Origin of the sequence: Kribbella sp. CA-253562, from assembly GCF_050942265.1 — a bacterium.
In the GTDB taxonomy this organism is placed as follows: Bacteria; Actinomycetota; Actinomycetes; order Propionibacteriales; family Kribbellaceae; genus Kribbella.
The window spans coordinates 6,609,819-6,636,239 of sequence record NZ_CP192049.1 but is presented as its reverse complement, the minus strand read 5'-3'; the positions used below and the strand labels follow the sequence as shown (position 1 = coordinate 6,636,239).

The following is a 26,421-nucleotide window of genomic DNA, read 5'->3' as shown; positions in this document are numbered from 1 at the left end:
GGTGGGCGTCCGAGGTGTCGGACGGCTGGCGTCGAGGCGCAGTTGCCGGTGGGGAACCTCGTGAAGCCGCAAGGACAACTCGTCGCGGCGGGCGTGGTCGCGTGTGCAGAATGGGTCGTATGAGCAACCCGACCTGCGCGCGGTGCGGGACACCGGCGCCGAGTGAGGATCTGCCGCTGACCTGGGTCACCTCGGTGGAGAAGGGGCGCAAGCTCGTCTACTGCGACCGCTGTGCCCGGGAGAACGTCCGCAGCATCGAGAGCAAGCTCGACAGCGCCTGGTGGTAGCTAGGGCGCGTCGTCCGTGAATCCCGGCAGGAACTCCTCAAGCACCTCGCGGAACGGTGCCTCGGCCTCGAGTTGGGACAGCACCGCGATCCCGCCGATCCACACGCGATGGATCAGCAGGTACGACGGGGGCAGGTTGAGCCGCAGCGCCAGGGAGGCGTTGGGGGAGCGGAAGTCGCCGGTGCGGTTTGCCTGTTCGCGCATCCAGGCGCGGCTGAACTGGAACGTCTCCGCCCGAGCCGGCTCCGCGAACGGCGCCAGGTAGTCCATCAGTTGCTGCGGGTCGATCTCCATCCGCGGCTTGACGAAACCCTCGGCCCGCAGCCCGGCCAGCACCTGTTCGCCGTCGCCCTCCAGCGAGATCCGCAGCAGCCGCCCGATCGCCGGCGGCAGTCCATCGGGGAGTCGCGCGCACAGCCCGAAGTCGACCACGCCCAGCCGCCCGTCCTCGAGCACGCGGAAGTTGCCCGGATGCGGGTCGGAGTGCAGCAACCCGGCCAGCCGCGGCCCGCTGAACATGAACCGGACGTACTTCAGGCCGAGCTCGTCGCGCTCGGCCTTGGTTCCGTTCGCGATCACGCCGGACAGCGGCTTGCCCTCGATCCACTCCGACACGATGACGGTGGGGGAGTGCTTCACCACCCGCGGTACGACGAACTCCGGATGGCCCTTGAACGCGTCGGCGTACTGCTGCTGGGCCTGGGCCTCGCGGTCGTAGTCGAGCTCCTCGCCGATCCGCTCCTGCAGCTCGGCGATCAGCGGCTTGATGTCCAGGCCGGGGACCAGCGTGCCGAAGGTCCGGCCGAACCGGCCGAGCTGGCGCAAGTCGGCCCGCAGCGCCTCCGCGGCGCCCGGGTACTGCAGCTTCACCGCGACCTCGCGGCCGTCCTTGAGCACCCCGCGATGCACCTGCCCGATCGACGCGGCGGCGGCCGGCTTGTCGTCGAACTCGGAGAACCGGCTGCGCCAGCGCTTGCCCAGCTCGTCGGACAGGATCTTGTCGACGGTCGCGGCCGGCATCGGCGGGGCGGAGTCCTGCAGCTTGGTCAACGTGGCCCGGTACGGCGCCGCGAGCTCCTCGGGCATCGCGGACTCCATCAGGCTCAGCATCTGCCCGAACTTCATCGCGCCGCCCTTGAGCTCACCCAGGACGGAGAACAGCTGCTCGGCCGTCCGGCGCTGGAACTCGGCCATCACCGCCTCGGCCGGCGCACCACCGATCCGCTTGCCGAGCCCGACCGTCGCGCGCCCGGCGGCACCGAGCGGCAGGCTGGCCAGCTTCGCGGTGCGGCTGAGCGCCTTGCGGGGGAGGTCGGACACGCTCCCATTCTGTCGGTCGACGCAAACCCGGGTCGCGCCGGGGTCCGGCGCGTCCCGGGATGTGTCGAGGCGGTCGCGGCCGGGCGGGCCCGAGCGTCCGGGGTGCGGCGGCCGGGTACGGCGTCCGGTGTGCGCCGGGGGCGTCGGACGGGTGGAGCATGGGCCGTCGGACGGGCGCCGGATGGGCCGTCGGGCGGGTGGGGCATGGGCCGTCGGACGGGCGCCGGATGGGCCGTCGGGCGGGTGGGGCATGGGCCGTCGGACGGGCGCCGGATGGGCCGTCGGGCGGGTGGGGCATGGGCCGTCGGGCGGGTGGGGCATGGCCGTCGTACCGGTGCCCGGACGGCCGTCGTACCGGGCGCCCTGGACGTGCCGTCGTGTGTGCGGGCGCACTGGCCGTCGGTCCGGGGGCGTACCGGCGCGGGAACGACGGAGGGGCGGTGACCCGGCCGAAGCCGGGTCGCCGCCCCTACGACTTGGTGCGTCAGGCCTTGCCGAGGATCCGGTTCAGGTTCGTACCGCACTCGGGGCACTTGGCCTTGGCCATGCGCGTGCCCTTGTCGTTGACCTTGACCTCGCCGTCGGCGGTGCGCTTGGCCTTGCACTTGACGCAGTAGAACTCGCCGCTCCAGGTCTCTGCCATGAGGGCCCTCTCCTTGCTCTAAATACCAGCCGGGGCTTGCAGCCCCAGGCCGTCGTGGATGCTAACGGCAGACCGTCCTGCCGTAGGCCGTTCGGCCCAGTCGGGAATCACCCTACGGCAGGCTGAGCGTGGCTCAAGCGCACCTCCCGGTCCGCGTGCCGCGTGGAAACCCCTTTCCGAGATTGCTCCCGGCACGGAACAGGCTCCCGGGAGTCCGCCTTCGGAACCACCCGGCTTCCCCTCCGAGTGGCCCCGGAAGCGATCCGGGAGCCTGCTGGACCCGACGCTAGAAGCCGGGCGTCCCGCTGGCAAGACCGCGTTGTCCACCCCTGTGGATAACTCTGTGGGCAACCTGTGGGGCGCGCCGACGAGCGCTGTGGACGGGCGGGGGAACAGGGTGTGAACAAGATCTGTTCACGAACCCGCGAAAACCCGTCTGACCTGCGAAAACGTCTGTGCACAGGATGTGGACGCAAGAAAGTCGCCGGATTCGGGCGCTACGGTTTGCCTCATGGCCGACTCTCCACCGCGCCCGATCCCGCCGTACGTCGACATCCGGCGCAGCAAGCGGCGTAAGCGGACCGTGAGCGCCTATCGCGACGGCGAGCGGGTGGTCGTGCTGATGCCCGACCGGCTGTCCGCGGCGGAGGAGGCGCGCTGGGTCGAGACCATGCTCCAGCGGCTCGATCGGCAGCGCAGCCGGTCTCGCGTGTCGGACGAAAAATTGTTGGCCAGAGCACACGATCTCGCGTGTCGCCACCTCCCGGAGGTGCCCGAACCTGCGTCGGTCCGCTGGGTTTCGAACCAAAACAGACGGTGGGGTTCCTGCACTCCGGCGGACCGATCGATCCGTCTGTCCACCCGTTTGCAGTCGATGCCGGCCTGGGTCGTCGACTACGTCCTGGTCCACGAGCTCGCCCATCTGATCGAGCCGTCGCACAACGCGGCGTTCTGGGAGCTGGTCCACCGCTTCCCCAAGGCCGAGCGCGCCGAGGGCTTCCTCGAGGGTGTCTCCGCCGCCGCGAACCTCACGCTCGACGAGTTCTGACGGCCTTTCCGTACGGCGTACGGAAAGACCCGTGCATGGGGTCGGGTGTGGTTTTCCCCAGGGGTGGGGTGGGGCTTACCCCAGGGTGAACTCGGTGGTCTCCTGCATGGTGGTCACCCCCTGCCGACCGCCAGGCTGATGGGCATCGCAGCGGTGGCGGAGGGGCCCCGCTGGCAGCGGTGCGCCAGGGGCGCAGAGGGGCAGGGAAGCCAGATGACTGGCCAGACAACAAGCCGGGCCGAACGCAGATCGAGGGGGCCGCTGACGGTCCGGGCAGCGCGCTGGAGCGCCACACACCCGTGGCGGGCGATCGCGCTGTGGGTCGCGGTGGTGGTCGCGTGCTTCGCGCTCGGCAGCATGACCGGGACCAAGGAGTCGACCAACGAGGGCGACATCGGCGAGGTGACCCGGGCCGACGACATCGTGAAGTCCGGCAACTTCGACGACCCCGACGTGGAGAGTGTGCTGATCACGCCGACGTCGGGCAGCTTGAACCAGGCCGAGGCCAACCAGGTCGCCAAGGTCGTGACGGAGCGGATGCGCGCCCTCGGTGGGGTCGCGGACGTCGCCCAGCCGATCCTCGCGCCGAACAAGGACGCCCTGATCGTCCGGGTCGAGCTGACCGACGGCGACGACGAGAACCGGGTCCAGCCGCTGCTCGACACGACCGCCAAGGTCCAGCAGGAGTACCCGGGACTCAGGGTCGAGCAGGTCGGTGGCGAGTCGATCGGCAAGGCGCTGAACGAGACGCTCGGCGAGGACTTCAAGCGGGCCGAGATGTTCAGCCTGCCGATCACGCTGGCGATCCTGCTGGTCGCCTTCGGCGCGCTGATCGCGGCCGCCGTACCGCTGCTGCTCGCGCTGTCCGCGGTCGCCGCCGCGATCGGGCTCGCCGCGGCCGCCTCGCAGTTCGTCCCCGCGGTCGACGCGGTGAACAGCGTGATCCTGCTGATCGGCATGGCGGTCGGCGTCGACTACTCGTTGTTCTACCTGCGCCGGGAACGTGAGGAACGCGCCAAGGGCCGCGGCCACGTCGACGCGGTCGAGATCGCCGCGGCCACCTCGGGTCACGCCGTCGTGGTGTCCGGTACGGCGGTGATCATCTCGATGGCCGGGCTGTTCCTGGCCCAGGACGCGGTGTTCTCGTCCTTCGCGGTCGGCTCGATCCTGGTCGTCGCGGTCGCCGTCGCGGGTTCGCTGACCGTGCTGCCGGCGGTGCTGGCCAAGCTCGGCCGCTGGGTCGACCGCCCGCGGATCCCGCTGCTGTGGCGCCTCACGGCCCGGACATCGGCGCCGCGGTTCTGGCCCGCCGTTCTGAAGCCGGCGCTCAAGCACCCGGTCGCGACGCTGATGGTCTCGGTCGTCGCGCTGCTCGCGGTCGCCTCCCCGGCGCTCGGCATGACGCTGAAGTTCCCCGGCACCGAGGACCTGCCGCGCGACACCGCGGTGATGCAGGCCTACGACCGGCTGACCGCGGCCTTCCCCAGCACGGGCACCAGCCACGAGGTCGCCATCAAGGCGCCGGCCGACCAGCAGCCCGCCGTCCAGGCGGCTCTCACCGAGCTGGCCAAGCGGACCCAGGGCGACTCGCTGTACGCCGAGGACGGGCTCGAGAAGCCGCGGGTGTCGAAGGACGGCACGGTCACCGTCGTCGAGGTCGCCACGCCGTACGAGGGTGGCAGCGACCAGGCGCGTGACTCGCTGGCCAAGCTGCGCAACGAGCTGATCCCGCAGACGGTCGGCAAGGTGCCGGGCGTCGAGCACGCGGTCGGCGGGTTCGTCGCCGCGGACGTGGACTACGCGGCGCACACCCGGTCGAAGCTGCCGCTGGTGATCGGGTTCGTGCTGCTGCTGACGATGGTCGTGATGATCGTGACGTTCCGCTCGGTGGTGGTCGCGGTGACCGCGATCCTGCTGAACCTGCTCAGCGCCGGCGCGGCGTACGGGGTGGTCACGGCGGTGTTCCAGAACACCTGGGCCGAGGGGTTGCTGGACTTCCGCTCGAACGGCGCGGTCGTGTCCTGGCTGCCGTTGTTCCTCTTCGTGGTGCTGTTCGGGCTGTCGATGGACTACCACGTGTTCGTGGTGAGCCGGATCCGCGAAGCGGTGCTGCGCGGGGTGCCGACCAAGCAGGCGGTGGCCGAGGGCATCACCGGCTCGGCGGGTGTGGTGACGAGTGCGGCGGCGGTGATGATCGGGGTGTTCGCGGTCTTCGCGACGCTGAGCACGCTGGACATGAAGCAGCTCGGCGTCGGCCTGGCCGTCGCGATCCTGATCGACGCGACGATCATCCGCGCGGTGGTCCTGCCGAGCGTGATGACGCTGCTGGGCGACGCGAACTGGTGGGCCCCGAAGTGGATGCGGCGCACGCCGCCGAAGCACGCGGTCACCCAGGCACCGGAGGAGGAGCGTGAGCTGACCCCGGTCGGCTGATCTGATGAGAGAAGTCAGCTGACCTGAAGAGAGAAGGAGGCACTGTCCCCACGAGCGACGTGGGGACAGTGCCTTGTCACGTGGGGGCAGAGTCTCAATCAGTCGGGGACTGGCGGGCCCGGTGCGCGGCCGCCTTGACCCGGCTCTGGCACTGCGGCGAGCAGAACCGGCGCTGACCGTTGCGCGAGACATCGACGAACACCCGGTCGCACAGCGGCGCCGCGCACACACCCAGCCGACCCGCCAGATCGCTGCCCACCGCGAGCGCCAAACCCGCCGCGCACCCCGCGGCCCAACCGTTGACGAGCCCGTCGTCCGGACCGTGGAAGTGCAGGCTCCAGCCCTTGTCCCGGCGGTCCAATTGCGGCCGAGCGTTGGTGTCGAGCAGCAGCGAGTTGATCTCCTCGGCCGCCCGGTCGAGATCCCCCGAGTGAGCCGCCTCGAAGACGATCCGCATCCGTCCCGCCAGCACCGCGAGCCGCCGCGCGTCGGCCGCCCGGACCGACGGTCGCGGATAGCCGATCGCCTCCAGCGCGTCCATGACGGCTTGCGCCTCGTCTGCCGGCCCGTCGAACGGTACGCCGCCGGAGTGGCCGGGCGTCAGCCGGTTCACGTACTCGACGGAGGCCGCCAGCACGTTCCGGGTATGACTATCAAAAGACACTTGACCAGTCACGGCACTCCTCCGTAGGGTCGAACTCGCGTGACCGACCATACCCGTTTAGACAGTCATGGAGTCGGCGATGAGCACAACAAGCACCCTGGCCGGACCGTGGCGCGGACTGTCCCCGGCGGTCTGGATCCTGGTCGCCGCCCGGGCGGTCAACCGGATCGGCGCGTTCACGCTGCCGTTCCTCGGCGTCGTGCTCACCGTCGAATTCGGCGCGACACTCGGCCAGACCGGCCTGATCTTGGCCGTCTTCGGCGCGGCCACGATCCCGTCCCGCTTGCTCGGCGGCTACCTCGCCGATCGCCTCGGTCGTCGCCGCACGATCGTGCTCGGTCTGACGGGCTGCGCCGCCGCTCAGACCTGGATCGCGCTGAGCTCGACGCTCTGGTCCGCGGTGTTCGCGACCGTGCTGCTCGGCCTGGCGTTCGAGATCTACGAGCCGCCCAGCCAGGCGACGATCGCCGACGTCACCGAGCCCGCCGACCGCCCGGCGGCGTACGGATTGCTCGGCGCGGCGATGGCGGCGGCCGGCGTACTGGCTGGGCTGCTTGCGGCCGCGGTCAGCAACTGGGACCTGCGCTGGCTGTTCGCCGCGGACGCCGTCACCTGCTTGGCCTGCGCTGTCCTCGTGGCTGTCGCGCTCCCACTCGACGTACGACGCGAGCGGGCAGACGTAGCGCGGGTCGCAGTGTGGAGAGACCGCCGACTGCTGCTACTGCTCCTCAGTGGCACGGTCTTCGCCACGCTCTACATGCAGGTGATCATCGGTCTCCCGCTCACCCTGCTCGAGCACGGCCTGCCGGAGTCGGGGACCGGCTTCATCCTCGCGGTGTCGGCAGTCACCCTGATCCTCGCCCAGCGTTTGCTGCGCGTGAAGCAGCTCGACGACTTCCGGTCGATCGCCATCGGCTACGGCTTGCTCGCCGCCGGCCTGGTCGTCACGGCCTTCGGGCACAGCCTGGCCGTGTTCCTGCTCGCCACGGTGCTGTGGAGCCTGGGTGATCTGTTCCTGCTGACGCGCTACCTCACCCAGGCGTCCAGTCTGGCTCCCGAGCACGGCCGCGGCCGCTACCTGGCGGTCTTCGGCCTGAGCTGGGGCGTTGCGACGACCGTCGCGCCGCTGACGGTGACCCAGCTCCTGGGGTCGTTCGGCGCCGAAGGACTGTGGCTGACCAGCGCCGCGGTGGCCGCGGCGCTGGCTCTGCTCCAGCCGTGGTTCAGGAAGCGACTGGCTCCAGCCGGACCGTGAGGCCCTTGGCGACCGGGGTGTTGCTGCCCTTGGCGACGTCGTCGGCCGCCATCAGGACATTGGTCTCCGGGTAGTACGCCGCGACGCAGCCGCGCGCGGTCGGATACGACACCAGCCGGAAGCGCGGAGCCCTGCGCTCGACACCGGCGAACTCGCTGACGATGTCGACGTACTGGCCGTCGGTCAGGCCGAGCTCGGCCAGGTCGGCCGGGTTCACGAAAACCACCTCACGCGTCCCGTGGACGCCGCGGTAGCGGTCCTCGAGGCCGTAGATCGTGGTGTTGAACTGGTCGTGGCTGCGCATAGTCTGCAGCAACAGGCGTCCGGGCTCGGTCGGCAGCCAGGTCAGGTCGTTGGCGCTGAACTGCGCCCGCGCGTCGGAGGTGTGGAACTCGCGGTGGTCCCGGGCGGCGTGCGCGAGCAGGAAGCCGCCTTCGTTGGCCCGGAGCCGTTCCTCGAAGTCCTCGTAGCCGTCGCAGACCCGGCCGATCCGCTGCCGGATCAGGCTGTAGTCCTTGGCGAAGTCGGCCCACGGGATCTGCCCGACGTCCGGCACCAGCAGTTCGGCGAGCGCGCAGATGATGCCGACCTCGGACTTGAGGTCCGGCGACGGCGGCACCAGGTTGCCGGTCGACAGATGGACGGCCCCCTGAGAGTCCTCCACTGTCACCGACTGCGGGCCGAGCACGGTCCGGTCGTGATCGGTCCGGCCCAGCGTCGGCAGGATCAGCGCCTCCTTGCCGGTGACCGTGTGCGAACGGTTGAGCTTGGTCGACACGTGCACGGTCAAGTCGCACGCCCGCAGCCCGCGATGGACGACGTCAGTGTCCGGGGTGGCCATCGCGAAGTTGCCGCCCATCGCGAAGAACACCCGGACATCGTTGTTCCGCAGTCGCTGCACGGTCTGGGCTGCGTCGACTCCGTGCTCGCGCGGCGACGTGAACGCGAACTCGGCGTCCAGCTTGTCGTGGAACTTGGCCGGCATCTGCTCCCAGATGCCCATGCTGCGGTCGCCCTGCACGTTCGAGTGGCCGCGCACCGGGCACGGGCCAGCGCCGGGCTTGCCGATGTTGCCCTGCAGCAGCAACACGTTGACGATCTCGGTGATCGTGGCAACCGCCTCGCGGTGCTGGGTGAGGCCCATCGCCCAGCAGATCACCGTGGCCTTCGACTTCAGGAACCGCTGGGTGAACTCCTCGATCTCGGTCCGGGTCAGGCCGGTGGCCAACTCCACGGCCGGCCAGTCGAGCTCGGCGTTGTGCTTGGCGTACAGGTCGTACCCGCTGGTGTGCCGCTCGATGAAGTCCTTGTCCAGCACGGTTCCCGGCGCTGCCGCCTCGGCTTCCAGCAGAAGGTGGCCGACGGCAAGGAACAACGCCTGGTCGCCGCCGATCCGGATCTGCAGGTGCTGGTCGGCCAGCGTGGTGCCCTTGCCGACCCAGCCCGACGGGCGCTGCGGGTTCTTGAAGTTCATCAGGCCGGGCTCGGGCAGCGGGTTCACCGAGACGATGTCGGCGCCGCGCTTCTTGGCGATCTCCAGGTGGCTGAGCATCCGGGGCGCGTTGGTGCCCGGGTTCTGGCCGACCACGACGATCAGCTCGGCCTGCTCGAGCATCTCCAGCGTGACCGCACCCTTGCCGCTGCCGATCACGCGGGTCAGCGCCGTACCGGAGGACTCGTGGCACATGTTCGAGCAGTCCGGCAGGTTGTTCGTCCCGTACGCGCGGACCAGCAACTGGTAGAGGAAGGCGGCTTCGTTGCTGGTCCGGCCTGAGGTGTAGAAGACGGCGTCGTTCGGGTCGTCGAGGGCGCGCAGGTGCCGGGCGACTACGTGCAAGGCCTCGTCCCAGCCGACCGGCTCGTAGTGGTCGGCGCCGGCCCGCAGCAGCATCGGCTCGGTGATCCGGCCGAGCTTGCCCAGCTCGAACTCCGAGATCCGGAACAGATCGTCGATCGAGTGCTCGGCGAAGAAGGCCCGCGGGATCTTCTTGCGGGTCGCCTCCCAGGCCACCGCCTTGGCGCCGTTCTCGCAGAACTCCGCCGCGTGCTTGCGTTTGTGGTCGGGGTCCGGCCAGGCGCAGGACGGGCAGTCGAAGCCGCCGTCCTGGTTCATCTTCAGGAAAACCTTGCCGGTCCGCGCCGGGCCCATCTCGCGGAACCCGAACTTGAACGACGAGAGCACGGCCGGAACGCCGGCCGCCTTCTTCTTCGGCTGTTCGATGTCGACCATGGTTCAACCATAAATCTCTTCGATGAGAACGACTGCCGGTGATAGCCGTCGCCGCGGTTGCGGTCAGATGACGGCCGATAGCGGACAGATCTCTCGACAGGTGCTCGCCGGGCTGTCTAGCGTGCGATGGAAAGCGTTTGCCGCCCACGTCTCCGAGGAACCGCGCATGCTTTCTACCCTCCGATGGCGAACAGCCGCCGTCCTCCTGACCACCCTGGCGCTGGCCGTCCCAGCGACCCAGGCCACCGGTGCCCCGCCCGAGCTGAGTCATTCAACGCCGCAGCTGGAGAAGCTCGACCGCGGACTGGTCGCCACGACCACCAGCGAGGGAGTCTTCCTCAGCTGGCGGTTGCTCGGCCCGGAGGCGACCGGCCACTCCGCCCAGGGCCTGACCGGCACCGACTTCGCCGTCTACCGCGACGGCCGGCGGATCGCCACCGTCACCGACAGCACCAACTACGTCGACCCGAGCGGTAGCCAGACCTCCCGCTACCGGGTCGTCTCACTCGTCAACGGCCGGGAGCGGGACCGCAGCGCCACGGTCACGCCCTGGACCAACGGCTATCACGACCTGCCGCTGCGCAAGCCGGCTGACGGTGTCACCCCGGCCGGTGAGGCCTACACCTACGCCGCCAACGACCTGAGCGTCGGCGACGTGGACGGCGACGGCCAGTACGAGTACGTCGTGATCTGGAACCCGTCGAACGCCAAGGACGTGTCGCAGGTTGGCTACACCGGCAACGTGTACGTCGACACCTACGAGACCGACGGCACGTTGCTGCACCGGCTCGACCTGGGCGTGAACATCCGGGCCGGCGCCCACTACACCCAGTTCCTCGTCTACGACTTCGACGGCGACGGTCGGTCCGAGACGATGCTCAAGACGGCACCTGGCACCAAGGTGATCACCTACGACCGGTCCGGCGCGGTGAAGTCACAGCGGTACATCACCATGCCCGCGGCGGATCGCCGAGCGGGCTACAGCCACCAGGACGACTACCGGGTCAGCAAGGCCGGCTACTACGACCACCTGGTCGACCTGTTCCTCCAGTGGCACGAGCAGCCGGAGGTGAAGAGCGGTCAGTGGCCTGCCACGCTCGAGGCCGCGTTCGGCATTGCGAACCAGTACAGCTATCCGCTGTCACGTGCAGACGCCAGTGCGCTCGTCGACCACTTCATGGACGTCTACGCCCCGGCCCGCAGCGCCAGGAACCAGCTGCGCGCCTTCGAGGGCTTCATCCTCAGTGGACCGGAGTACCTAACCCTCTTCCGCGGCTCCGACGGCAAGGAACTCCAGACCATCCGCTACGAGCCCGGCCGGACCGACGACGGGCTCCGCTGGGGTGACTACGCGATGGCCCGGATCGAGCCGGGCAACCGGGTCGACCGCTTCCTGGCCGGAGTGGCCTACCTGGACGGCAAGCACCCGTCGGCCGTCTTCGCCCGCGGCTACTACACCCGTACGACGCTGGCGACGTACGGGTGGAACGGGCACCGGATCACCAAGGGCTGGGCGATCGACAGCGGCTGGACGCCGATGAGCAATCCGTTCAACGACAGTCCACACGGCCGCGACGGCACCGATCCGACGTACGGGTCGATCACCACGCAGGGCTTCCACTCGCTCAGTGCCTCCGACGTGGACGACGACGGCCGGCAGGAGATCGTCTACGGCTCGGCGACCATCGACGACGATGGCAGCGTGCTCTACAGCTCGAAGGACGTGCTGCCACCGGGCAGTGCGAACCCCGGAGCGGTCGCGCGGCTCGGGCACGGCGACGCCATGCACGTGACCGACATCGACCCGCAGCGGCCGGGCAAGGAGATCTTCACGGTGCACGAAGGGGCCACCTCCGCGCCGTACGGGTACGCGCTGCGGGACGCCCGGACCGGTGAGGTGCTCTACGGCGAGTACTCCGGTCGCGACACGGGCCGCGGCATGGTCGGCGACATCCTGCCCGAGCACCCGGGGCTGGAGACCTGGGCAACGCGCCTCCGTACGGCGGACGGCGACCCGCTCGGCACTGCGATGCCCGGCACCAACCAGAGCATCCGCTGGGCCGCCGACATGACCACACAGATCGTGGACGGCGCCGGCACCGTCACTCCGACCGTCAAGGACTGGCGGCGCGGCACTCTGCTCACCGCGACCGGCACGCTCACCAACAACGGCACCAAAGGGAACCCGTCGCTGGTCGCGGACATCTTCGGCGACTGGCGCGAAGAGCTCTTGCTGCGTACGGCGGACAGCAGCGCGATCCGGATCTACCTGAGCACCGAGCGCACGGATCGCAAGCTCTACACGCTGATGCACGACCCGCAGTACCGCGTCGAGGTGGCGCGGCAGCAGACGGCGTACAACCAGCCGTCGTACACCGGCTTCTCGCTCGCCTCCGACCTGGACTGGGCGCGGGTGCCGTTGGTGCGGTGAGTGCGGGGGTGCGGCAGTGGGTACTGCCTGGCGATGAACAGCACGCCGATGGACCCACTGCCGGACCCCACCCGCGCCGGGCAGGACGAGTCGGTGAACCCGCCGCACCGCGACGACGACCCGCCGAAGCGTGAGCGGTCGGCGTACGTGTGGCTGGCGGTCATCGCCATCGTGGTGGTCGCGATGGTCGGCCTGTTCCTCGCCTACGCCGTGATCGTTGCCAAGTAGCCGCACGGCACATCTCTCGCCGCGCAGTTGTGTGCGGCCAGCCCATGGTTGAGCGCTGCCCGGATTCCTAGAGTCTCCGCCATGACTCTCTTGATGCCTCGCCTCCGGCTCGGCGGGTCACGGGGCTTCAACTCCCGTCCTTCCCTCGTCGCTCCGGTCGCTTCGCTCCCTCCACTCCTCAGTCCAGGACGGGAGGCCCCGTGACCGGACCACGTCGTGCCCTCGTCACCGGCGCAGCCTCCGGGATCGGCGCCGCCTGCGCCCACCGGCTCGTCGCCGAGGGTTTTCACGTCGTCGCGGTCGACTACGACGCCGACGGCCTGGCGGCGGTGGCCGGCGACGGTATCGAGGCCGTGCAGGCCGATCTGGCCGACCTGGACCGGCTGGCCGACCTGCCGACTGACGTCGACGTGCTGGTGAACAACGCCGGCGTCCAGCTGGTCGCTCCGGTCGAGCAGTTCCCGCCGGAGCGGTTCGGCTACATCCTGCGGCTCATGCTCGAGTCGCCGTTCCGGCTGATCCGCCAGACCCTGCCGCACATGTACGGCCGGGGCTGGGGCCGGGTGGTCAACATCAGCTCGGTGCACGGCCTGCGGGCCAGCCCGTTCAAGGCGGCGTACGTCGCGGCCAAGCACGGCCTCGAAGGCCTCAGCAAGGTCGTCGCGCTCGAGGGCGCCGCGCACGGCGTCACCAGCAACTGCGTCAACCCGGCGTACGTCCGGACTCCGTTGGTCACTGCCCAGCTCGCCGACCAGGCCGCCCTGCACGGCCTGTCCGAGGCGGAGGTGCTGGACAAGATCCTGCTCGAACCGGTCGCGGTCAAGCGGCTGATCGAGCCGGCCGAGGTCGCCGAGCTGGTCGCGCTGCTCTGCGGTCCGGCCTCGGCCTCACTCACGGGGAGCTCGTTCGTCCTCGACGGCGGCTGGACCGCCCATTAAGGAGCCCTGCATGTCCACGTCCACAGAACCGGTCCAGAAGCGGACCCCGATCGCCCGGGTGGTCGGTGCCAGCCTGGTCGGCACCACCGTCGAGTGGTACGACTTCTTCCTGTACGGCGTCGCCGCGTCGGTCGTGTTCGGCGACCTGTTCTTCCCCAAGGGCGAAGAGCTCACCGGGACCCTGCTCAGCTTCGCCACCTTCGCGGTCGGCTTCTTCGCCCGGCCGATCGGCGGCGTGGTCTTCGGTCACTTCGGCGACCGGATCGGACGCAAGAACCTCCTGGTGCTGTCCTTGCTGATGATGGGTCTGGCCACCTTCGCGATCGGCCTGCTGCCGACGTACGCGCAGGTCGGTGCGCTGGCCCCGATCCTGCTCACCGTGCTGCGGCTGATCCAGGGCTTCGCGCTCGGCGGCGAGTGGGGCGGTGCGGTGCTGATCGTGTCCGAGCACGGCGATCCGGCCCGGCGCGGCTTCTGGGCGTCGTGGCCGCAGGCGGGTGCGCCCGCCGGGCAGCTGCTCGCGAACGGCGTACTGGCGGGGCTCGCGGCCTTCCAGAGCGACGCGGCGTTCGACTCGTGGGGCTGGCGGATCCCGTTCCTGCTGTCGGCCGTCCTGGTGTTCGTCGGGCTGTGGGTGCGGCTGCGGATCGAGGAGTCGCCGCTGTTCAAGCAGGCCCGCGCCAAGCAGGAGCCGGGCGAGCGGATTCCGTTCGTCGAGGTGATCACCAAGTACCCGCGCGAGATCCTGACCGCGATGGGCGCCCGGATGGCCGAGAACGTCAGCTACTACATCTTCACGATCGTGATCGCGACCTACGCCAAGGAACACCTGGGCCTGGGCAAGTCGTTCGCGCTGAACGCCGTGCTGATCGCGGCGGCGATCCACTTCTGCGCGATCCCGCTGTGGGGTGCGCTGTCGGACAAGGTCGGCCGCAAGCCGGTGTACCTGTTCGGCGCGGCCGGGGTCGGGATCTGGGCGTTCGTGTTCATCGCCTTCGTGGACACCAAGAACTTCGCGCTGGCCACGCTGGCGGTGACCGTCGGCCTGATCCTGCACGGTGCGATGTACGGGCCGCAGGCATCGTTCTTCACCGAGCTGTTCGGCACCCGGGTCCGGTACTCCGGGGTCTCGGTCGGCTACCAGCTGGCCTCGATCGTCGCCGGCGGGCTGGCGCCGTTCATCGCGGTCGCGCTGCTCAAGGCGTACGACTCGGGCTACGCGATCTCCATCTACGTGGCAGTGTGTTCGGTGATCTCGCTGATCGCGGTCACCAGCTACGGCGAGACCAGCAAGCGGGACCTCGCACAAGTCTGAGAAAGGGGTGGGCATGGACGCCGGCCGGAAGCGTGAAGCCGAGCTGACCGCTCTGGTGGACATCGCTCTCGAGCTGGCGTCGGCCCGCGACCCCGGCCGCGTCCTGAACACGATCGTGCACCGCGCCCGCACCCTGATCGGCACCGACGTCGCCTACCTCACCCTGTACGACGCCTCGCGCGGTGACACCTACATGCGGGCCACCGACGGCTCGGTCTCGGCCGCCTTCCAGCAGCTCCGGCTGCCGCTGGGCGCGGGTCTCGGCGGCCTGGTCGCCAAGACCCACAAGCCCTACTGGACCACCGACTACCCCAGCGACCACCGGTTCCGGCACACCAGCCCGATCGACAACGCGGTCGGCGAGGAAGGCCTGGTGGCGATCCTCGGTACGCCGCTGATCGTGGACGGCGCGTTCGTCGGCGTGCTGTTCGCCTCCAACCGCACCGCGCGGCCGTTCAGCCCGACCGAGGTGTCGCTGCTCGGCTCGCTGGCCGCGCTGGCGGCGGTGACCATCGTGCAGGTCCGGGCGGCGGCCGAGACCGCGGCGGCTTTGGAGCAGCTGTCAGAGGCCCATGCCGGTGTCGAGCACGCGGCGGCCGCGCACGACCGCTTCGCCGAGATCGTCCTGTCCGGTGGCGACGTCGACGCGATCGCCGCGGCGCTGGCCGAGCTGCTGGGTGTCTGGGTCGTGCTGTTCGATGCACTGGGCAACGAACTTGCGGCGGCCGGTGAGGTCGACCGCGATCTGGCCGGCAAGGCGGCCGCGGCGTCGGACTCGGGGCGGCTGGTCCGCGCCGGGGAGTGCTGGATGGTCGCCGCCACAGCCAAGGGCGAGCGGCTCGGTGCTCTGGTGATCGGGGGAGTGGCCGAGCTGTCCGCTGCCGACCAGCGGATCGTGGAGCGGGCAGCCGTCGTCACGGCCTTGGTGCTGCTGTTCCGTCGCCAGGCCGCCGAGCAGTCGCAGCGGGCTCAGGCCGACATCCTGTCCGACGCCCTGAGTGGCAACGCCGATCCGCGCGCACTGGCCGACCGGATCCGGCTGCTCGACTCCACGCGTCGCCTGCCGGCTCAGTTGGTCGTGGCGGTGTGCCGGGGCGACCACACCGGCGTACTGGCTCGCTTGTCGGCTCCGCTGCAGGAGCGCCTCGTCCTGGTCGGCCCGTACGCCGGTGACCTCGTGCTGCTCCTCGCCCTGCCGGACCCTGTCTCCGCCGCTCGGGCACTGACCGAAGTGGCGCGCCGGTGCGGTCTGGCGATCGGAGTGACCGGCCCGGCGCGCTGGGGCGAGCCGCTGGTCGAGGCGCATCAGCAGGCGATCCGCCTGGTGACGACGATGCTCCGGCTCGGCAGATCAGGTCAGGCAGCCACACCGGACGACCTGGGAGTCGCCGGGCTGGTCGGCGCCCCCGAGGTGGACGTCAAGGCGCACGTCGCGCACGTACTCGGGCCTGTCACCGACTACGACTCCCAGCGGGGCACCGACCTGGTCGGCACCCTCGACGCCTACTTCGCCGCCGGACAGAGCCCGACCCGGGCCGCCACCGCCCTGCACATCCACCCCAACACCGTGCAACAGCGACTCGACCGGGTCACCGCCCTGCTCGGCCCCGGCTGGCAGCACCCAGAGAAGGCGCTCGACATCCAGGTCGCCCTCCGACTGCTGCGTGCCCTGCACGACCCGATGACCTGACGGCCTTTCGCGAGTGATGTGGTGAGGTGTCCGCATGACGATTGATCGCCGAGTGGTCGTGCTGGTGGTACCGGCGGCCGGCACCTGGGCACCGCCTGGCCGGGAACCCGACGCCTGGCGACTCGCGCTGGCCGAGGACACGTATGAGGTGCTGGCCGCGCTGGACCTCGTGGAGGTCGCCGTCGCGGTGGCCGGTGGAGACGACGATGCCGTCGCCGAGGTCGCCGCGCTCACCTGGCCCGGGACACCGGTCTACGCCGTGGACGCCGAGCGGCCGGTGCTCGACGCGGTCGCCAAGGCCGGAGCGGCTGCGGCGGTGGTAGCCGTCAGTCACGACGTACCGGATCTGCCTGGGCTGCTGATCGGCAAGCTGTTCAGGGCGCTGTCGTCGGCGGACATCGCGGTGACCCCGGCGGAGGACGGCACGCTCGCCGCGGTCGGCGTCCGCCTGCCGGTCGCGCCCTGGGTCGCCGCGGCGGCGCCGTCCTTCGACACACCGCTGGCCACGCTCGAAGACCTCAAGCCCCGCCGCCACGCCGTCGCCCTGGGACCCGGCTGGCACCGGCTCCGCTCGAACGCCGATCTGGCCCGGCTCGATCCGGGCCTCGAAGGCTGGGACGCCACCCGGGCGCTGCTGCGCGGAAGATAGTTCACTTTTCCGGAACCTGACCCATCACCTTCTTGCCGCTGGCTCGTTTCTCCAGTCAGCGGGGACATGGGGGTGTCCGCCAGGGCTGTTCGCCGCGACTGGCCAGCCCGTCGGTGCCGTTCAGGGGCGGTGCGACCGGCGGTGGTCAGGGAAGGGGGGAGCGACGGACCCCGGACAGACGTGTGCGGGCCGGATCACAGGGACCGGCCCGCACACCCGCGTACAGCAGCGGCCGGGGGGCCGCCGCAGCGGTCCTCAGCCGAGTCGTCCCACCAGCGCGGCGACCGTCGCGTCCAGATCGGCCGGCAGCGCGTCGACGCCGAACCACGCCAGGTCGTGCGACTCCTCGCTGACCACGTAGTCCGTGCCCGCCGTCGCCGTCACCAGGAACTGCACGTCCAGGTGGTAAGCGCCCTTGCAGCCACCGGCTTCGAGTAAGTGCCGGGACAGCTGCAGCGGTTCGGGATCGATCTTCAGGTCGGTCAGACCGGACTCCTCGGTCGCCTCCCGGAGCGCGGCACCGGCGAGCGTGGTGTCGCCCGGCTCGCAGTGCCCGCCGAGCTGCAGCCAGGCGCCGACCAGGCGGTGCAGGGTGAGCAGCACGCGCTCCTGGCCCGCGTCGACGACCAGCGCCGACGCGGTGATGTGCTCCGGCCGGCTGCTGCGCCACATGCCGTCCGGGTGCTCGGCCAGATGGCGCAAGTAGTGCTCCCGGAGCGCGGCCTGTTCCGCGTCCGGGGGAGTCCAGCCAGTCAGTACGGCGGTGGCGTCGGCGTGCAGCGTCACTTCTCCCCGTCGCCGTCCGTGCCGGTGTCCTGGCCGGTGTCGTTGCCCGTGTCTTTGCCGTCGGCATCCTTCGGCGCGTCGCCGTCGGTCTGGTCCAGGAAGTCGGAGATGTCCAGGTCGGACATCTCACCGGAGTGCCGGGCGAAGCCGATCGGGTCGTCCAGGTCCGCCGTACCGGGCAGGAGGTCCGGGTGCGACCAGAGCTCGTCCCGGCCGTCAGCACCCCGGGCGTCCCGGACCGCGGCCCACAGGTTCGCCGCGTCGCGCAGCCGGCGCGGCCGCAGCTGCAGACCGACCAGCGTCGCGAAGGTCTGCTCGGCCGGACCACCCGCCGCGCGCCGGCGGCGTACGGTCTCAGCCAGCTGAACAGCCGCGGGCATCCGGTCCTTGGTGGCTTCCCGGACGACGTCGTCGACCCAGCCCTCGACCAGCGCGAGCGCGGTCTCCAGCCGGATCAGCGCGGCCTTCTGCTGCTCGGAGTCCTCGGGCTCGAACAGCCCACCGGCCAGCGCGGACTGCAGGGCCTCCGGGTTCTGCATGTCGACCTCGGACATCGCGGACTCGATCTTGCCGGTGTCCACCTGGATCCCGGCCGCGTAGTCCGCGACGTGGGAGAACAGGTGCTGCCGCAGCCACGGCGCACCGGCGAACAGCCGCTGGTGGGCGCACTCGCGCAGAGCCAGGTAGAGCCGGACGTCCTCGTCGGTCACTCCGAGGCCCTCGGCGAACTTGGCCACGTTGTCCGGCAGTAGAACAGCCTGGCCGGACGGACCGAGCGGGAGACCGATGTCGGACGAGCTGACGACCTCACCGGCCAGCTCACCCAGCGCCTGGCCCACCTGCGCGCCGAAGACGGAGCCGCCGAGCTGGCGCAGCATGCCCGCCATCGGACCGGCCAGCTGCTGCGCCTCAGGCGGCAGCGCCGTGCCCATCGCGCCGGCGACGTGCTCGGCCACCGGGTCGACCACGGTCTGCCAGGTGGGCAGGGTGTTCTCCACCCACTCCGCACGGCTCCAGGCCGCGGACGTGGTGGAGGCCTCGGGCAGCGTGGTCGCCTGGTCCAGCCAGTGCTCGGCCAGCCGGACGGCGTCGGCCACGCGGTCGTTGTCGGTCGGGGTGACCGAGCGGTCGCCGTTCGCGGCGACGGTCTTGCGGGCGATGTCCTTGGCCAGGTCCCAGTTCACCGGCTTGCCGTCGGTCGAGCCGCTGAGCAGCTGCTGGACCTGGGCGAAGATCGCGTTCAGGTCAGGGGTGCCGCCCTGGCCGGCCGCACCGGAGAACTGCTGGAACATGGCCTCGAACGGAGTTCCCTTGAACGGGTTGTCCGGTTCGTCGCTCATCGGGTTGGCCTTCCTGTGCAGACGGGGCGTACGACTCCAACGTACCGGTGGCGGGCTACCGTTCCTCCACAGGCGAACGGTTCGGCCCGTCCGCGGGGCGCGGATGCTGGAATACTGTGCGCACATCCCGGAGGCGAGGAAGGTCATGAGCGACGCGATCAGGCTGCTGGACATCCGCGACACAGCGCTGTCCAGCGACGAGGTGCTGGCCGCGGTCGCCGACCCGTCGGCCGGCGGTACGGCGCTGTTCATCGGCACGGTGCGCAACCACGACGAGGCGCGCCCGGTCGACCAGTTGACGTACGAGGCCCACCCGGAGGCGCTGGCGCACCTGCGCAAGGTGGCCGAGCGGGTCTGCGAGGGCGCGGAGGTCACCGCCCTGGCCGCGGTGCACCGGACCGGCCCGCTGGCGATCGGGGACGCCGCGGTGATCGTCGCGGTGGCCGCCGCGCACCGCGACGCCGCCTTCGTGGCCTGCCGCCGGCTGATCGACGATCTCAAGGCCGAGGTCCCGATTTGGAAACACCAGCACTTCACCGATGGTGCGAGCGAGTGGGTCGGCGCCTGCTGACCCGTACGCTGGGGCGTATGACTGCGAAGGTGACCGGATGAGGGTCCTGGCCTGGCTGGCCTTCCCCCTGGCCGCGACCGTCCTGGCGATGGGCTGGGCGGCCTGGCGCGGCCGGACGCGCGGCCCCCGGCGTACGGGTGGGGCCTTCGCCTCGGTCGAGGACTTCCGCCGGTTCACCGACGCCCTCGCCGCGCCCGGCCCGCGGTCCACGCCCGCCGCCCGCACCGGGCTGCGCGGGCTCGTCCACAAGTTCAGGATGGCCAAGGTCAAAACCGTGGGGCAGGGTTCGTGACACGTCGTACCGCCACGCTGGTCACCGCGATCATCGTGCTCGTCTTCTCGCTCGGACTGGTCACGGTGTTCCCGGTGCCGTTCGTCTCGTTCAGCCCGGGGCCGGTCAAGGACACCCTGGGCAGCGCGAACGGCAAGCCCGTGATCGGGATCACCGGCCACGAGATCTTCCCGACCACCGGCCAGCTGGACCTGACCACGGTCTCGGTCACCTCGCCGGACCGTGACCTGACGCTGCCGCAGGCGATGCGCAACTGGCTCGACCCGCACCACGACCTGTTCCCGCGCGACGTCATCTATCCGCCCGAGCAGAGCGCGGACGAGGTCGAGGAGCAGAACACGGCCGAGATGACCAGCTCGCAGGACAGCGCGGTCGCCGCCGCGCTGCAGGCCGCCGAGGTTCCGTACCATCCGAAGGTCGCCTCCGTGGGTAAGGGCAGCCCGGCCGACGGCAAGCTCAAGCCGGGTGACGTGGTGCTGAAGGTCGACGGCGTCGCCGCCACCAAGGTGCCGCAGGTCGGTGAGCTGGTCCGCAAGAACAAGGTCGGCGAGAACGTCAGCTTCCTGATCCGCCGCGGCGGCGCCGAGCAGACCGTCGTCGTCAAGTCGGCGGCCACTCCGGGTGAGCCGACCCGCCCGATGGTCGGCATCACGATCGGCGTCGACTCGCCGGTCAAGGTGAGCGTCAACCTGGGCCAGGACATCGGCGGCCCCAGCGCCGGTACGGCGTTCGCGCTGGCGATCTACGACAAGCTCACGCCGGGCCCGCTGCTCGGCGGCAAGCACGTGGCCGGAACCGGCACGATCGACGCGCTCGGCCAGGTCGGCGCGATCGGCGGCATCCAGCAGAAGATCGCCGGCGCCAAGGACGACGGCGCCACGGTCTTCCTGGTCCCCGCCCCGAACTGCGAGGCCGCCCTGCACGCCGGCGTGGACGGCATCCAGCTGGTCAAGATCAGCACCCTGAACGACGCGATCGGCGCCCTCGAGGCCCTGGCCGCCGGAACTGGAGACGTCCCCGCATGCACGCGATAGACAACCTGCCCGCCGACGCGCTCAGCCGGGCGGTGGTGGAGATCGAGAAGCACGTCAGCAGCGCGGGCTGGGACCAGCCCGCGCAGCTGTTCGCGCTGGTGCCGACCGAGGAGCTGCTGGCCGCCGAGCCGCAGCTGGCGGCCGAGCTCGGCGCCGACGACGCGGCCCAGCCGCTGACTCCGGTGGCCCAGGGTGAGCTGCCCGGCGGGGTCGACGACAGCAACCTGGCCGACGTACTGGGGCAGATCGAGTGGCCCGAGGGAGTGTCCGGCTGTGCGCTGGCGCTCGAGCGGATCCTGCTGCCGCCCTCGGTCGAGTCGGGCCTGTCCGACGCGGAGTCCGACGCCGAGCTGGCCCGGATGGCGGGCAGCGACCCGCGCCGTCACGAAGTCCGGATGGTGGCGGCCGTGCTGCGGGACGGAGACCGCTTCGGCGCCGTCCGGCTGCGCTCCCACGACGAGGACAGTGCCGTGCTGACCGGTGCCGACTTGGTCCCCACGCTGTGCGAAGTACTGTCATTGACATTCGAGCCGTCGACCGGTGCCACGCCGGCCGACGGTGATCGGGCCGACGGCTTGCACAGCGACGGTCCGATCGACGGCACCTCGGCCGGCCACGTCCGGGGAGTCCGCCAAAGTACGGACGAGGAGAAGTAACCATGAGCGACGGCGTCTACGACCTGCCGGAGGAGCCGCGCCGAGCGCGGCGAGCCCCCGGTCAACGCCCCAAGGCGTTGCTGCCCACGATCGCCACGCTGATCGTCCTGCTGATCTTGTTCAGCGTCTTCACCGACGTCTGGACGTCCCGCCTGTGGTATCGCTCGGTCGACCTGGGCTCGGTGTTCAGCACCGTGCTCGGCACCCGGGTGATGCTGTTCGTGGTGGTCGGCCTGCTGATGGCCGCGGCCGTGGTGGCGAACGTGATCGTCGCCTACCGGACCAGGCCGCGGGTCGCGCTAGCCCCGTCGCCGAGCCCCGGCTTCGAGCGGTACGGCGAATTGCTGCAGTCGCGCGGCAAGATCGCGATCGGCGTGCTCGGCACGCTGATGCTGATCTTCGGCGGCTCCGCGGCGTCGGGGGAGTGGAAGGTCTTCCTGGCCTGGCGCAACCGCACGCCGTTCGGGGTGACCGACAAGCACTTCAACAAGGACATCGCGTTTTTCGTGTTCGACTACCCGTGGCTGCGCGTGCTGCTCGGCTTCGGCTACTCGATCGTCCTGCTCTCGCTGGTCGCCGCGATCATCACGCACTACCTGTACGGCGGCTTCCGGCCATCGGCGAAGGGGCAGAAGGCCTCCGGCGCCGCGCAGGTGCAGTTCTCGGTGCTGCTCGGTCTGCTCGTCCTGCTCAAGGCGTTCAGCTACTGGCTCGACCGGTACGGGCTGACCACGTCCGACAGCCGGCTGTTCACCGGTATCTCCTACACCGGTGACAACGCGGTGCTGCCGAGCAAGGAGATCCTGGCCGTCATCGCGGTGCTGTGTGCCGGCCTGTTCTTCGCGAACGTGGTCCGCCGGACCTGGCTGCTGCCGGGCGTCGGGACCGTCGTGCTGATTCTTTCCGCCGTTCTGCTCGGTGCGCTGTGGCCGGCCGCGCTGCAGCAACTGCGGGTCCGGCCGAGCGAGCCGGTCCGCGAGGCGGCGTACATCACCAAGAACATCGAGGCCACCCGGCAGGCGTACGGCCTGGAGAACACCAAGGTCGAGAACTACGCTGCCAAGACCACCGGTGCCACCGACGCGGAGCTGAAGGCCGACGCCGACGTGCTGCCCGGCATCCGGCTGATCGACCCGAGCGTGGTCGGCCCGACGTTCGAGCAGCTGCAGCAGGTCCGTGGTTTCTACTCGTTCCCGACCGACCTCGACGTCGACCGGTACAAGATCGGCAACGAGGTCCGCGACACCGTGATCGCGGTCCGCGAGGTGCAGGTCGACCGGTTGCCGGCCGGCCAGCGCAACTGGAACAACGACCACACCGTCTACACCCACGGCTACGGCGTCGTCGCCGCGAACGGCAACCAGCGCGCCGCCGACGGTACGCCGGTGTTCTCCTCCAAGGACCTGCCGCCGACCGGTGACCTCGGCGAGTACGAGCCGCGGATCTACTTCGGTGAGCAGTCCCCGGACTACTCGGTCGTCGGTGCGCCCAAGGGTGCTCCCGCGGTCGAGCTGGACACGCCGGAGGGCAAGAACGGCGGCGACCCGACACTGAACACCTACGAGGGCAAGGGCGGCGTCGAGATCGGGTCGTTCTTCAACCGGTTGCTCTACGCCACCAAGTTCCGCGACGCGAACCTGCTGCTGTCCCAGCGGGTCAACGCCGAGTCGAAGATCCTGTACGACCGCAACCCGCGCGAGCGGGTCGAGAAGGCCGCGCCGTGGCTGACCCCGGACGGCGACCCGTACCCGGCCGTCGTCGACGGCCAGGTGGTCTGGATCGTCGACGGCTACACCACCTCGGCGAACTACCCGTACTCGCAGAAGGTCGCGCTGGACGACAGCACCCGCGACACGACCACCGGGCGCGGGGCGATCGCGACGCAGCCGAGCGAGGAGATCAACTACATCCGCAACTCGGTCAAGGCGGTCGTGAACGCCTACGACGGCTCGGTCGAGCTGTACGCCTGGGACGAGAAGGACCCGGTGCTGAAGACCTGGATGAAGGCGTTCCCGGGCACGGTGAAGGCGCGCTCGGAGATCTCGCCGGCGCTGATGTCGCACCTGCGCTACCCCGAGGACATCTTCAAGGTGCAGCGCGACCTGCTGGCCAAGTACCACGTTACCGACGCCGGCACCTGGTACCAGAACAGCGACCTGTGGCGCGTCCCGGCCGACCCGACCGCGTCGGGCACGGCGGACTCGCCGGCGCAGAACCAGCCGCCGTTCTACCTGTCGCTGCGGATGCCCGGACAGGACTCCCCGAAGTTCTCGCTCACCTCGGTGTACGTGCCGAACGCGGAACGGGAGAACCTGACCGCCTTCATGGCCGTCGACGCGGAGGCGTCGTCCGCGGACTACGGGCAGTTCAGGATCCTGCGACTACCCGGCAACGTGCAGATCCCGGGTCCTGGGCAGGTGTACAACAAGTTCCAGACCGACGACGGGATCAGACAGGCGCTGCTGCCGATCAACCAGCCGAGCAGCGGCGCGCGGGCCCAGTTCGGCAACCTGCTGACCCTGCCGCTGGGTGGCGGTCTGCTCTACGTCCAGCCGGTGTACTCGGTGCGAACCAGCGGACCGGGTAGCTATCCGGTACTGCGGTACGTGCTGGTGTCCTTCGGTGACCGGGTCGCGTTCGGATCGACGTTGTCGGAGGCGCTGACGAAGGTGTTCAACACCTCCGTGGACACCCCGAACGAACCGGATACGGACCCGAACCAGCCGCAGCAGCCGCCGGCGAACCAGACGATCAAGCAGGCGCTGGCGGACGCGAACAAGGCGTTCACCGACGCCGAGGCGGCGCTGCGACGTGGCGACCTGAACGGGTATCAGGTCAACGTCAAGAAGGCGCAGGCAGCGGTGGCACGGGCGGTGGCGGCCGGGGCGCAGCTGCCGAACCCGACCCCCACACCGACAGCCACTCCGGCACCGACAAGCCCACCGACCTCACCCACCGGCTGAGCCTCGCGAACGGCGGCCTTCCCCTGCTGGGGGAGGCCGCCGTTCGCTTTGTCCACAGCCTGCTGATTGATCCTCTGTGTGCGGGACTTTCGCGGCACCTTCTCTGGCAACAGACCTTTGGAGGCGCCCCGTGTTCCGTATCGTTCTGATCACCCTGCTGGCCGGCCTGTTCGCGCTCCCCGCACAGGCCAGAGAGGCGTGCACCTTGGACGGCTTCACCATCACCCACCTGCCGGAAGGCCTCGGCACCCCGAGCGACTTCGAGTACGAGTGGGAGGACGTCACCTTTCACAGCCGAGTCTGGGAGACCACGGCCGGCGACGCCACCACGGTCGATCTCACCCTCAAGACCGTCCGCGGCGACCGCATCGCCGATCTGGAGTCACTGCGCGACTTCCTCACCGAGTACCACGAGAAGGACCCAGTGACCTGGGACCTGACGCCCACCCGCCTGGGCAGCTACGGCGGCTACGTCACCGACGGCCAGGCCTTCTATTTCGTCTCGCCGGGCGTCGCCGCCGAACTCACCATCGACCGCTCCCGCTATCCGCAGGAAGCCCTACTCGCCACTGCCGAGGGCTTCCGTCCCGCCTAGTAGCCGATCAGCCGGTGCAGCCGCTGGAACGTCGGCACGAAACCCAATCGCGGCCAGGTCCGCGACGACAGCAGATTGGTCACCCGCCAGTCCGTCACCACCGAGTCGTAGCCGACGTCCGCACACCACTTCAGCACCGTCTCACCCAGCACGCGCCCGGCACCGTGTCCCCGATCCTCCGGAAACACCGCCGCGAACCCGAGGAACCCGGCGTTGTCCGGCCGAGCCACGCCCTGATGCGTACTCGACTTCTCCAGCGAGCATCCGATCGCCGACCCGACCACCCGACCGTTGACCTCGGCAACAAACGTCGCGAACTCCGGATCGTCGACCGACTCATCCCAGTCCGCCACCGCCTCCTCCAGCGAAGGGACCTCACCGGCCGAGAACACCGGCGACAACCCCTGATGCCGGGGCAGCACCAGATCCAGCTCGGCCAGTGCCTGGACGTCGCGCCGCTCGGCCCGCCGTACGGTCAGGCCGGCCGGCACCTTCACCTCTGCGTCGAACGGTCCCCGCAGCGCATGTGCGTGCTGGGCCCCGAACCCCAACCGGAAGAAGGCGTCGATCAGCCGCGCGTCGTCCGGCACCACCACGTACTGCGCCGTCCTGCCCTCGTCCACCCATCGCGCAGCAGCCACCCCATACAAGTCCCGCACCACTTCGGCATCCCGAGCCGCCACCCCCGCCGCCTCGACCCAGACGTTCGGTCCCCACACCTTGCCCTTGGGTGCCCCCAGCAAATACCCGACAATCTCGCCACCCCGCTCCGCGACCGCTCCCGAGGCGCCTTCCAGCTCCCACGCCTCGGTCACCGCCACCCGCGCGAGCTTCACGTCCTCGAAGTCCCACCGCAACAACGGGTGCCTCCGCCGATGCTCCACGTGACGCTCCACCAGCAACCGAGCAGCCCCGTCCAGATCACCCGCGCCGAACGCGCGAACCCCCACCTCTCCCATGGCTCGCACCGTACTCCCGCCCCCTCCCACACCACACCCGATTTCCCTCCCCACCCCCGATTTGGTTCTACCGCCATCCATCCCCTAAACTAAA

Annotated in this window: 23 protein-coding genes; 16 read left to right on the top strand and 7 right to left on the bottom strand. The window is 70.1% G+C overall.

Features of this window, described 5'->3' with window-relative positions:
• Positions 1–119: 119 nt before the first annotated feature.
• Positions 120–287 carry a hypothetical protein gene (locus tag ACQPXM_RS31235; RefSeq protein ID WP_432940233.1) on the top strand — a complete coding sequence of 56 codons (168 nt, stop codon included), beginning with the start codon at positions 120–122 and terminating at the stop codon, positions 285–287.
• Here the strand turns inward: ACQPXM_RS31235 and ACQPXM_RS31230 are convergent, their stop codons facing one another.
• Both ACQPXM_RS31230 and ACQPXM_RS31225 read right to left on the bottom strand, forming a co-directional pair.
• Positions 288–1,607 (bottom strand): ABC1 kinase family protein, encoded by a 1,320-nt coding sequence (locus tag ACQPXM_RS31230; RefSeq protein WP_432940230.1) that lies wholly within the window; start codon positions 1,605–1,607, stop codon positions 288–290.
• A 484-nt stretch (positions 1,608–2,091) separates the two neighbouring features.
• Positions 2,092–2,250: a DUF5679 domain-containing protein gene (locus ACQPXM_RS31225; RefSeq protein WP_012922897.1), complete on the bottom strand. Its 159-nt coding sequence runs from the start codon at positions 2,248–2,250 to the stop codon at positions 2,092–2,094.
• Between the two features lie 511 nt (positions 2,251–2,761).
• On the opposite strand from ACQPXM_RS31225, the gene ACQPXM_RS31220 reads away from it, so the two are divergent.
• Positions 2,762–3,298: a YgjP-like metallopeptidase domain-containing protein gene (locus ACQPXM_RS31220; RefSeq protein ID WP_432940228.1), complete on the top strand. Its 537-nt coding sequence runs from the start codon at positions 2,762–2,764 to the stop codon at positions 3,296–3,298.
• A 213-nt stretch (positions 3,299–3,511) separates the two neighbouring features.
• On the top strand, positions 3,512–5,731 hold the full coding sequence (locus ACQPXM_RS31215; protein WP_432940226.1) for an MMPL family transporter: 2,220 nt from the start codon (positions 3,512–3,514) through the stop codon (positions 5,729–5,731).
• Between the two features lie 94 nt (positions 5,732–5,825).
• Here ACQPXM_RS31215 and ACQPXM_RS31210 read toward each other — a convergent pair whose 3' ends face one another.
• A complete protein-coding gene (locus tag ACQPXM_RS31210; protein WP_432940224.1) occupies positions 5,826–6,368 on the bottom strand; it encodes a CGNR zinc finger domain-containing protein in 543 nt (180 codons plus the stop codon).
• 106 nt (positions 6,369–6,474) lie between these two features.
• Between ACQPXM_RS31210 and ACQPXM_RS31205 the strand changes: the two genes are divergently transcribed.
• A complete protein-coding gene (locus ACQPXM_RS31205; protein WP_432940222.1) occupies positions 6,475–7,650 on the top strand; it encodes an MFS transporter in 1,176 nt (391 codons plus the stop codon).
• Here the strand turns inward: ACQPXM_RS31205 and ACQPXM_RS31200 are convergent.
• Positions 7,619–9,880, bottom strand: a complete 2,262-nt coding sequence (locus ACQPXM_RS31200; RefSeq protein WP_432940220.1) for an FdhF/YdeP family oxidoreductase — start codon at positions 9,878–9,880, stop codon at positions 7,619–7,621. The two genes, ACQPXM_RS31205 and ACQPXM_RS31200, sit on opposite strands and share 32 nt — an antisense overlap.
• A gap of 166 nt (positions 9,881–10,046) precedes the next feature.
• On the opposite strand from ACQPXM_RS31200, the gene ACQPXM_RS31195 reads away from it, so the two are divergent.
• The 6 genes from ACQPXM_RS31195 to ACQPXM_RS31170 all read left to right on the top strand — a co-directional run bounded on the left by ACQPXM_RS31195 (position 10,047) and on the right by ACQPXM_RS31170 (position 17,131).
• Complete coding sequence (locus ACQPXM_RS31195) at positions 10,047–12,311, top strand: rhamnogalacturonan lyase (RefSeq protein WP_432940217.1); 2,265 nt, start codon at positions 10,047–10,049, stop codon at positions 12,309–12,311.
• Positions 12,312–12,344: 33 nt separating this feature from the next.
• Complete coding sequence (locus ACQPXM_RS31190) at positions 12,345–12,539, top strand: hypothetical protein (RefSeq protein WP_432940214.1); 195 nt, start codon at positions 12,345–12,347, stop codon at positions 12,537–12,539.
• Between the two features lie 200 nt (positions 12,540–12,739).
• Entirely contained in the window at positions 12,740–13,477 is a 738-nt protein-coding gene (locus ACQPXM_RS31185; protein ID WP_432940211.1) for an SDR family NAD(P)-dependent oxidoreductase, read from the top strand.
• Positions 13,478–13,487: 10 nt separating this feature from the next.
• Complete coding sequence (locus tag ACQPXM_RS31180) at positions 13,488–14,792, top strand: MFS transporter (RefSeq protein WP_432940208.1); 1,305 nt, start codon at positions 13,488–13,490, stop codon at positions 14,790–14,792.
• 13 nt (positions 14,793–14,805) lie between these two features.
• Positions 14,806–16,482 carry a helix-turn-helix domain-containing protein gene (locus ACQPXM_RS31175; RefSeq protein WP_432940205.1) on the top strand — a complete coding sequence of 559 codons (1,677 nt, stop codon included), beginning with the start codon at positions 14,806–14,808 and terminating at the stop codon, positions 16,480–16,482.
• A 34-nt stretch (positions 16,483–16,516) separates the two neighbouring features.
• The gene (locus ACQPXM_RS31170) at positions 16,517–17,131 is read left to right on the top strand and encodes a DUF2064 domain-containing protein (protein WP_432940202.1); all 615 of its coding nucleotides are present in this window, start codon (positions 16,517–16,519) and stop codon (positions 17,129–17,131) included.
• A gap of 255 nt (positions 17,132–17,386) precedes the next feature.
• Here the strand turns inward: ACQPXM_RS31170 and ACQPXM_RS31165 are convergent, their stop codons facing one another.
• Both ACQPXM_RS31165 and ACQPXM_RS31160 read right to left on the bottom strand, forming a co-directional pair.
• On the bottom strand, positions 17,387–17,917 hold the full coding sequence (locus ACQPXM_RS31165) for an NUDIX hydrolase (protein WP_432940199.1): 531 nt from the start codon (positions 17,915–17,917) through the stop codon (positions 17,387–17,389).
• Positions 17,914–19,257, bottom strand: coding sequence for a zinc-dependent metalloprotease (locus ACQPXM_RS31160; protein ID WP_432940196.1), 1,344 nt, complete (start codon positions 19,255–19,257; stop codon positions 17,914–17,916). The genes ACQPXM_RS31165 and ACQPXM_RS31160 overlap by 4 nt, the downstream gene beginning before the upstream one ends.
• Before the next feature lie 145 nt (positions 19,258–19,402).
• Between ACQPXM_RS31160 and ACQPXM_RS31155 the strand changes: the two genes are divergently transcribed.
• From ACQPXM_RS31155 to ACQPXM_RS31130, 6 genes are all read left to right on the top strand, one after another.
• Entirely contained in the window at positions 19,403–19,828 is a 426-nt protein-coding gene (locus tag ACQPXM_RS31155; RefSeq protein WP_432940194.1) for a molybdenum cofactor biosynthesis protein MoaE, read from the top strand.
• A 37-nt stretch (positions 19,829–19,865) separates the two neighbouring features.
• Positions 19,866–20,120: a hypothetical protein gene (locus ACQPXM_RS31150; protein ID WP_432940192.1), complete on the top strand. Its 255-nt coding sequence runs from the start codon at positions 19,866–19,868 to the stop codon at positions 20,118–20,120.
• On the top strand, positions 20,117–21,154 hold the full coding sequence (locus tag ACQPXM_RS31145; protein ID WP_432940190.1) for a YlbL family protein: 1,038 nt from the start codon (positions 20,117–20,119) through the stop codon (positions 21,152–21,154). Before ACQPXM_RS31150 ends, ACQPXM_RS31145 begins: the two co-directional genes overlap by 4 nt.
• Positions 21,142–21,810: a PPA1309 family protein gene (locus ACQPXM_RS31140; RefSeq protein ID WP_432940188.1), complete on the top strand. Its 669-nt coding sequence runs from the start codon at positions 21,142–21,144 to the stop codon at positions 21,808–21,810. The genes ACQPXM_RS31145 and ACQPXM_RS31140 overlap by 13 nt, the downstream gene beginning before the upstream one ends.
• Positions 21,811–21,812: 2 nt before the next feature.
• A complete protein-coding gene (locus tag ACQPXM_RS31135) occupies positions 21,813–24,773 on the top strand; it encodes a UPF0182 family membrane protein (protein ID WP_432940185.1) in 2,961 nt (986 codons plus the stop codon).
• 130 nt (positions 24,774–24,903) lie between these two features.
• Complete coding sequence (locus tag ACQPXM_RS31130; RefSeq protein ID WP_432940183.1) at positions 24,904–25,368, top strand: hypothetical protein; 465 nt, start codon at positions 24,904–24,906, stop codon at positions 25,366–25,368.
• On the opposite strand, the gene ACQPXM_RS31125 is transcribed toward ACQPXM_RS31130, so the two are convergent.
• On the bottom strand, positions 25,365–26,327 hold the full coding sequence (locus tag ACQPXM_RS31125) for an N-acetyltransferase family protein (protein ID WP_432940182.1): 963 nt from the start codon (positions 26,325–26,327) through the stop codon (positions 25,365–25,367). The genes ACQPXM_RS31130 and ACQPXM_RS31125 overlap by 4 nt on opposite strands.
• Between the last annotated feature and the right edge of the window lie 94 nt (positions 26,328–26,421).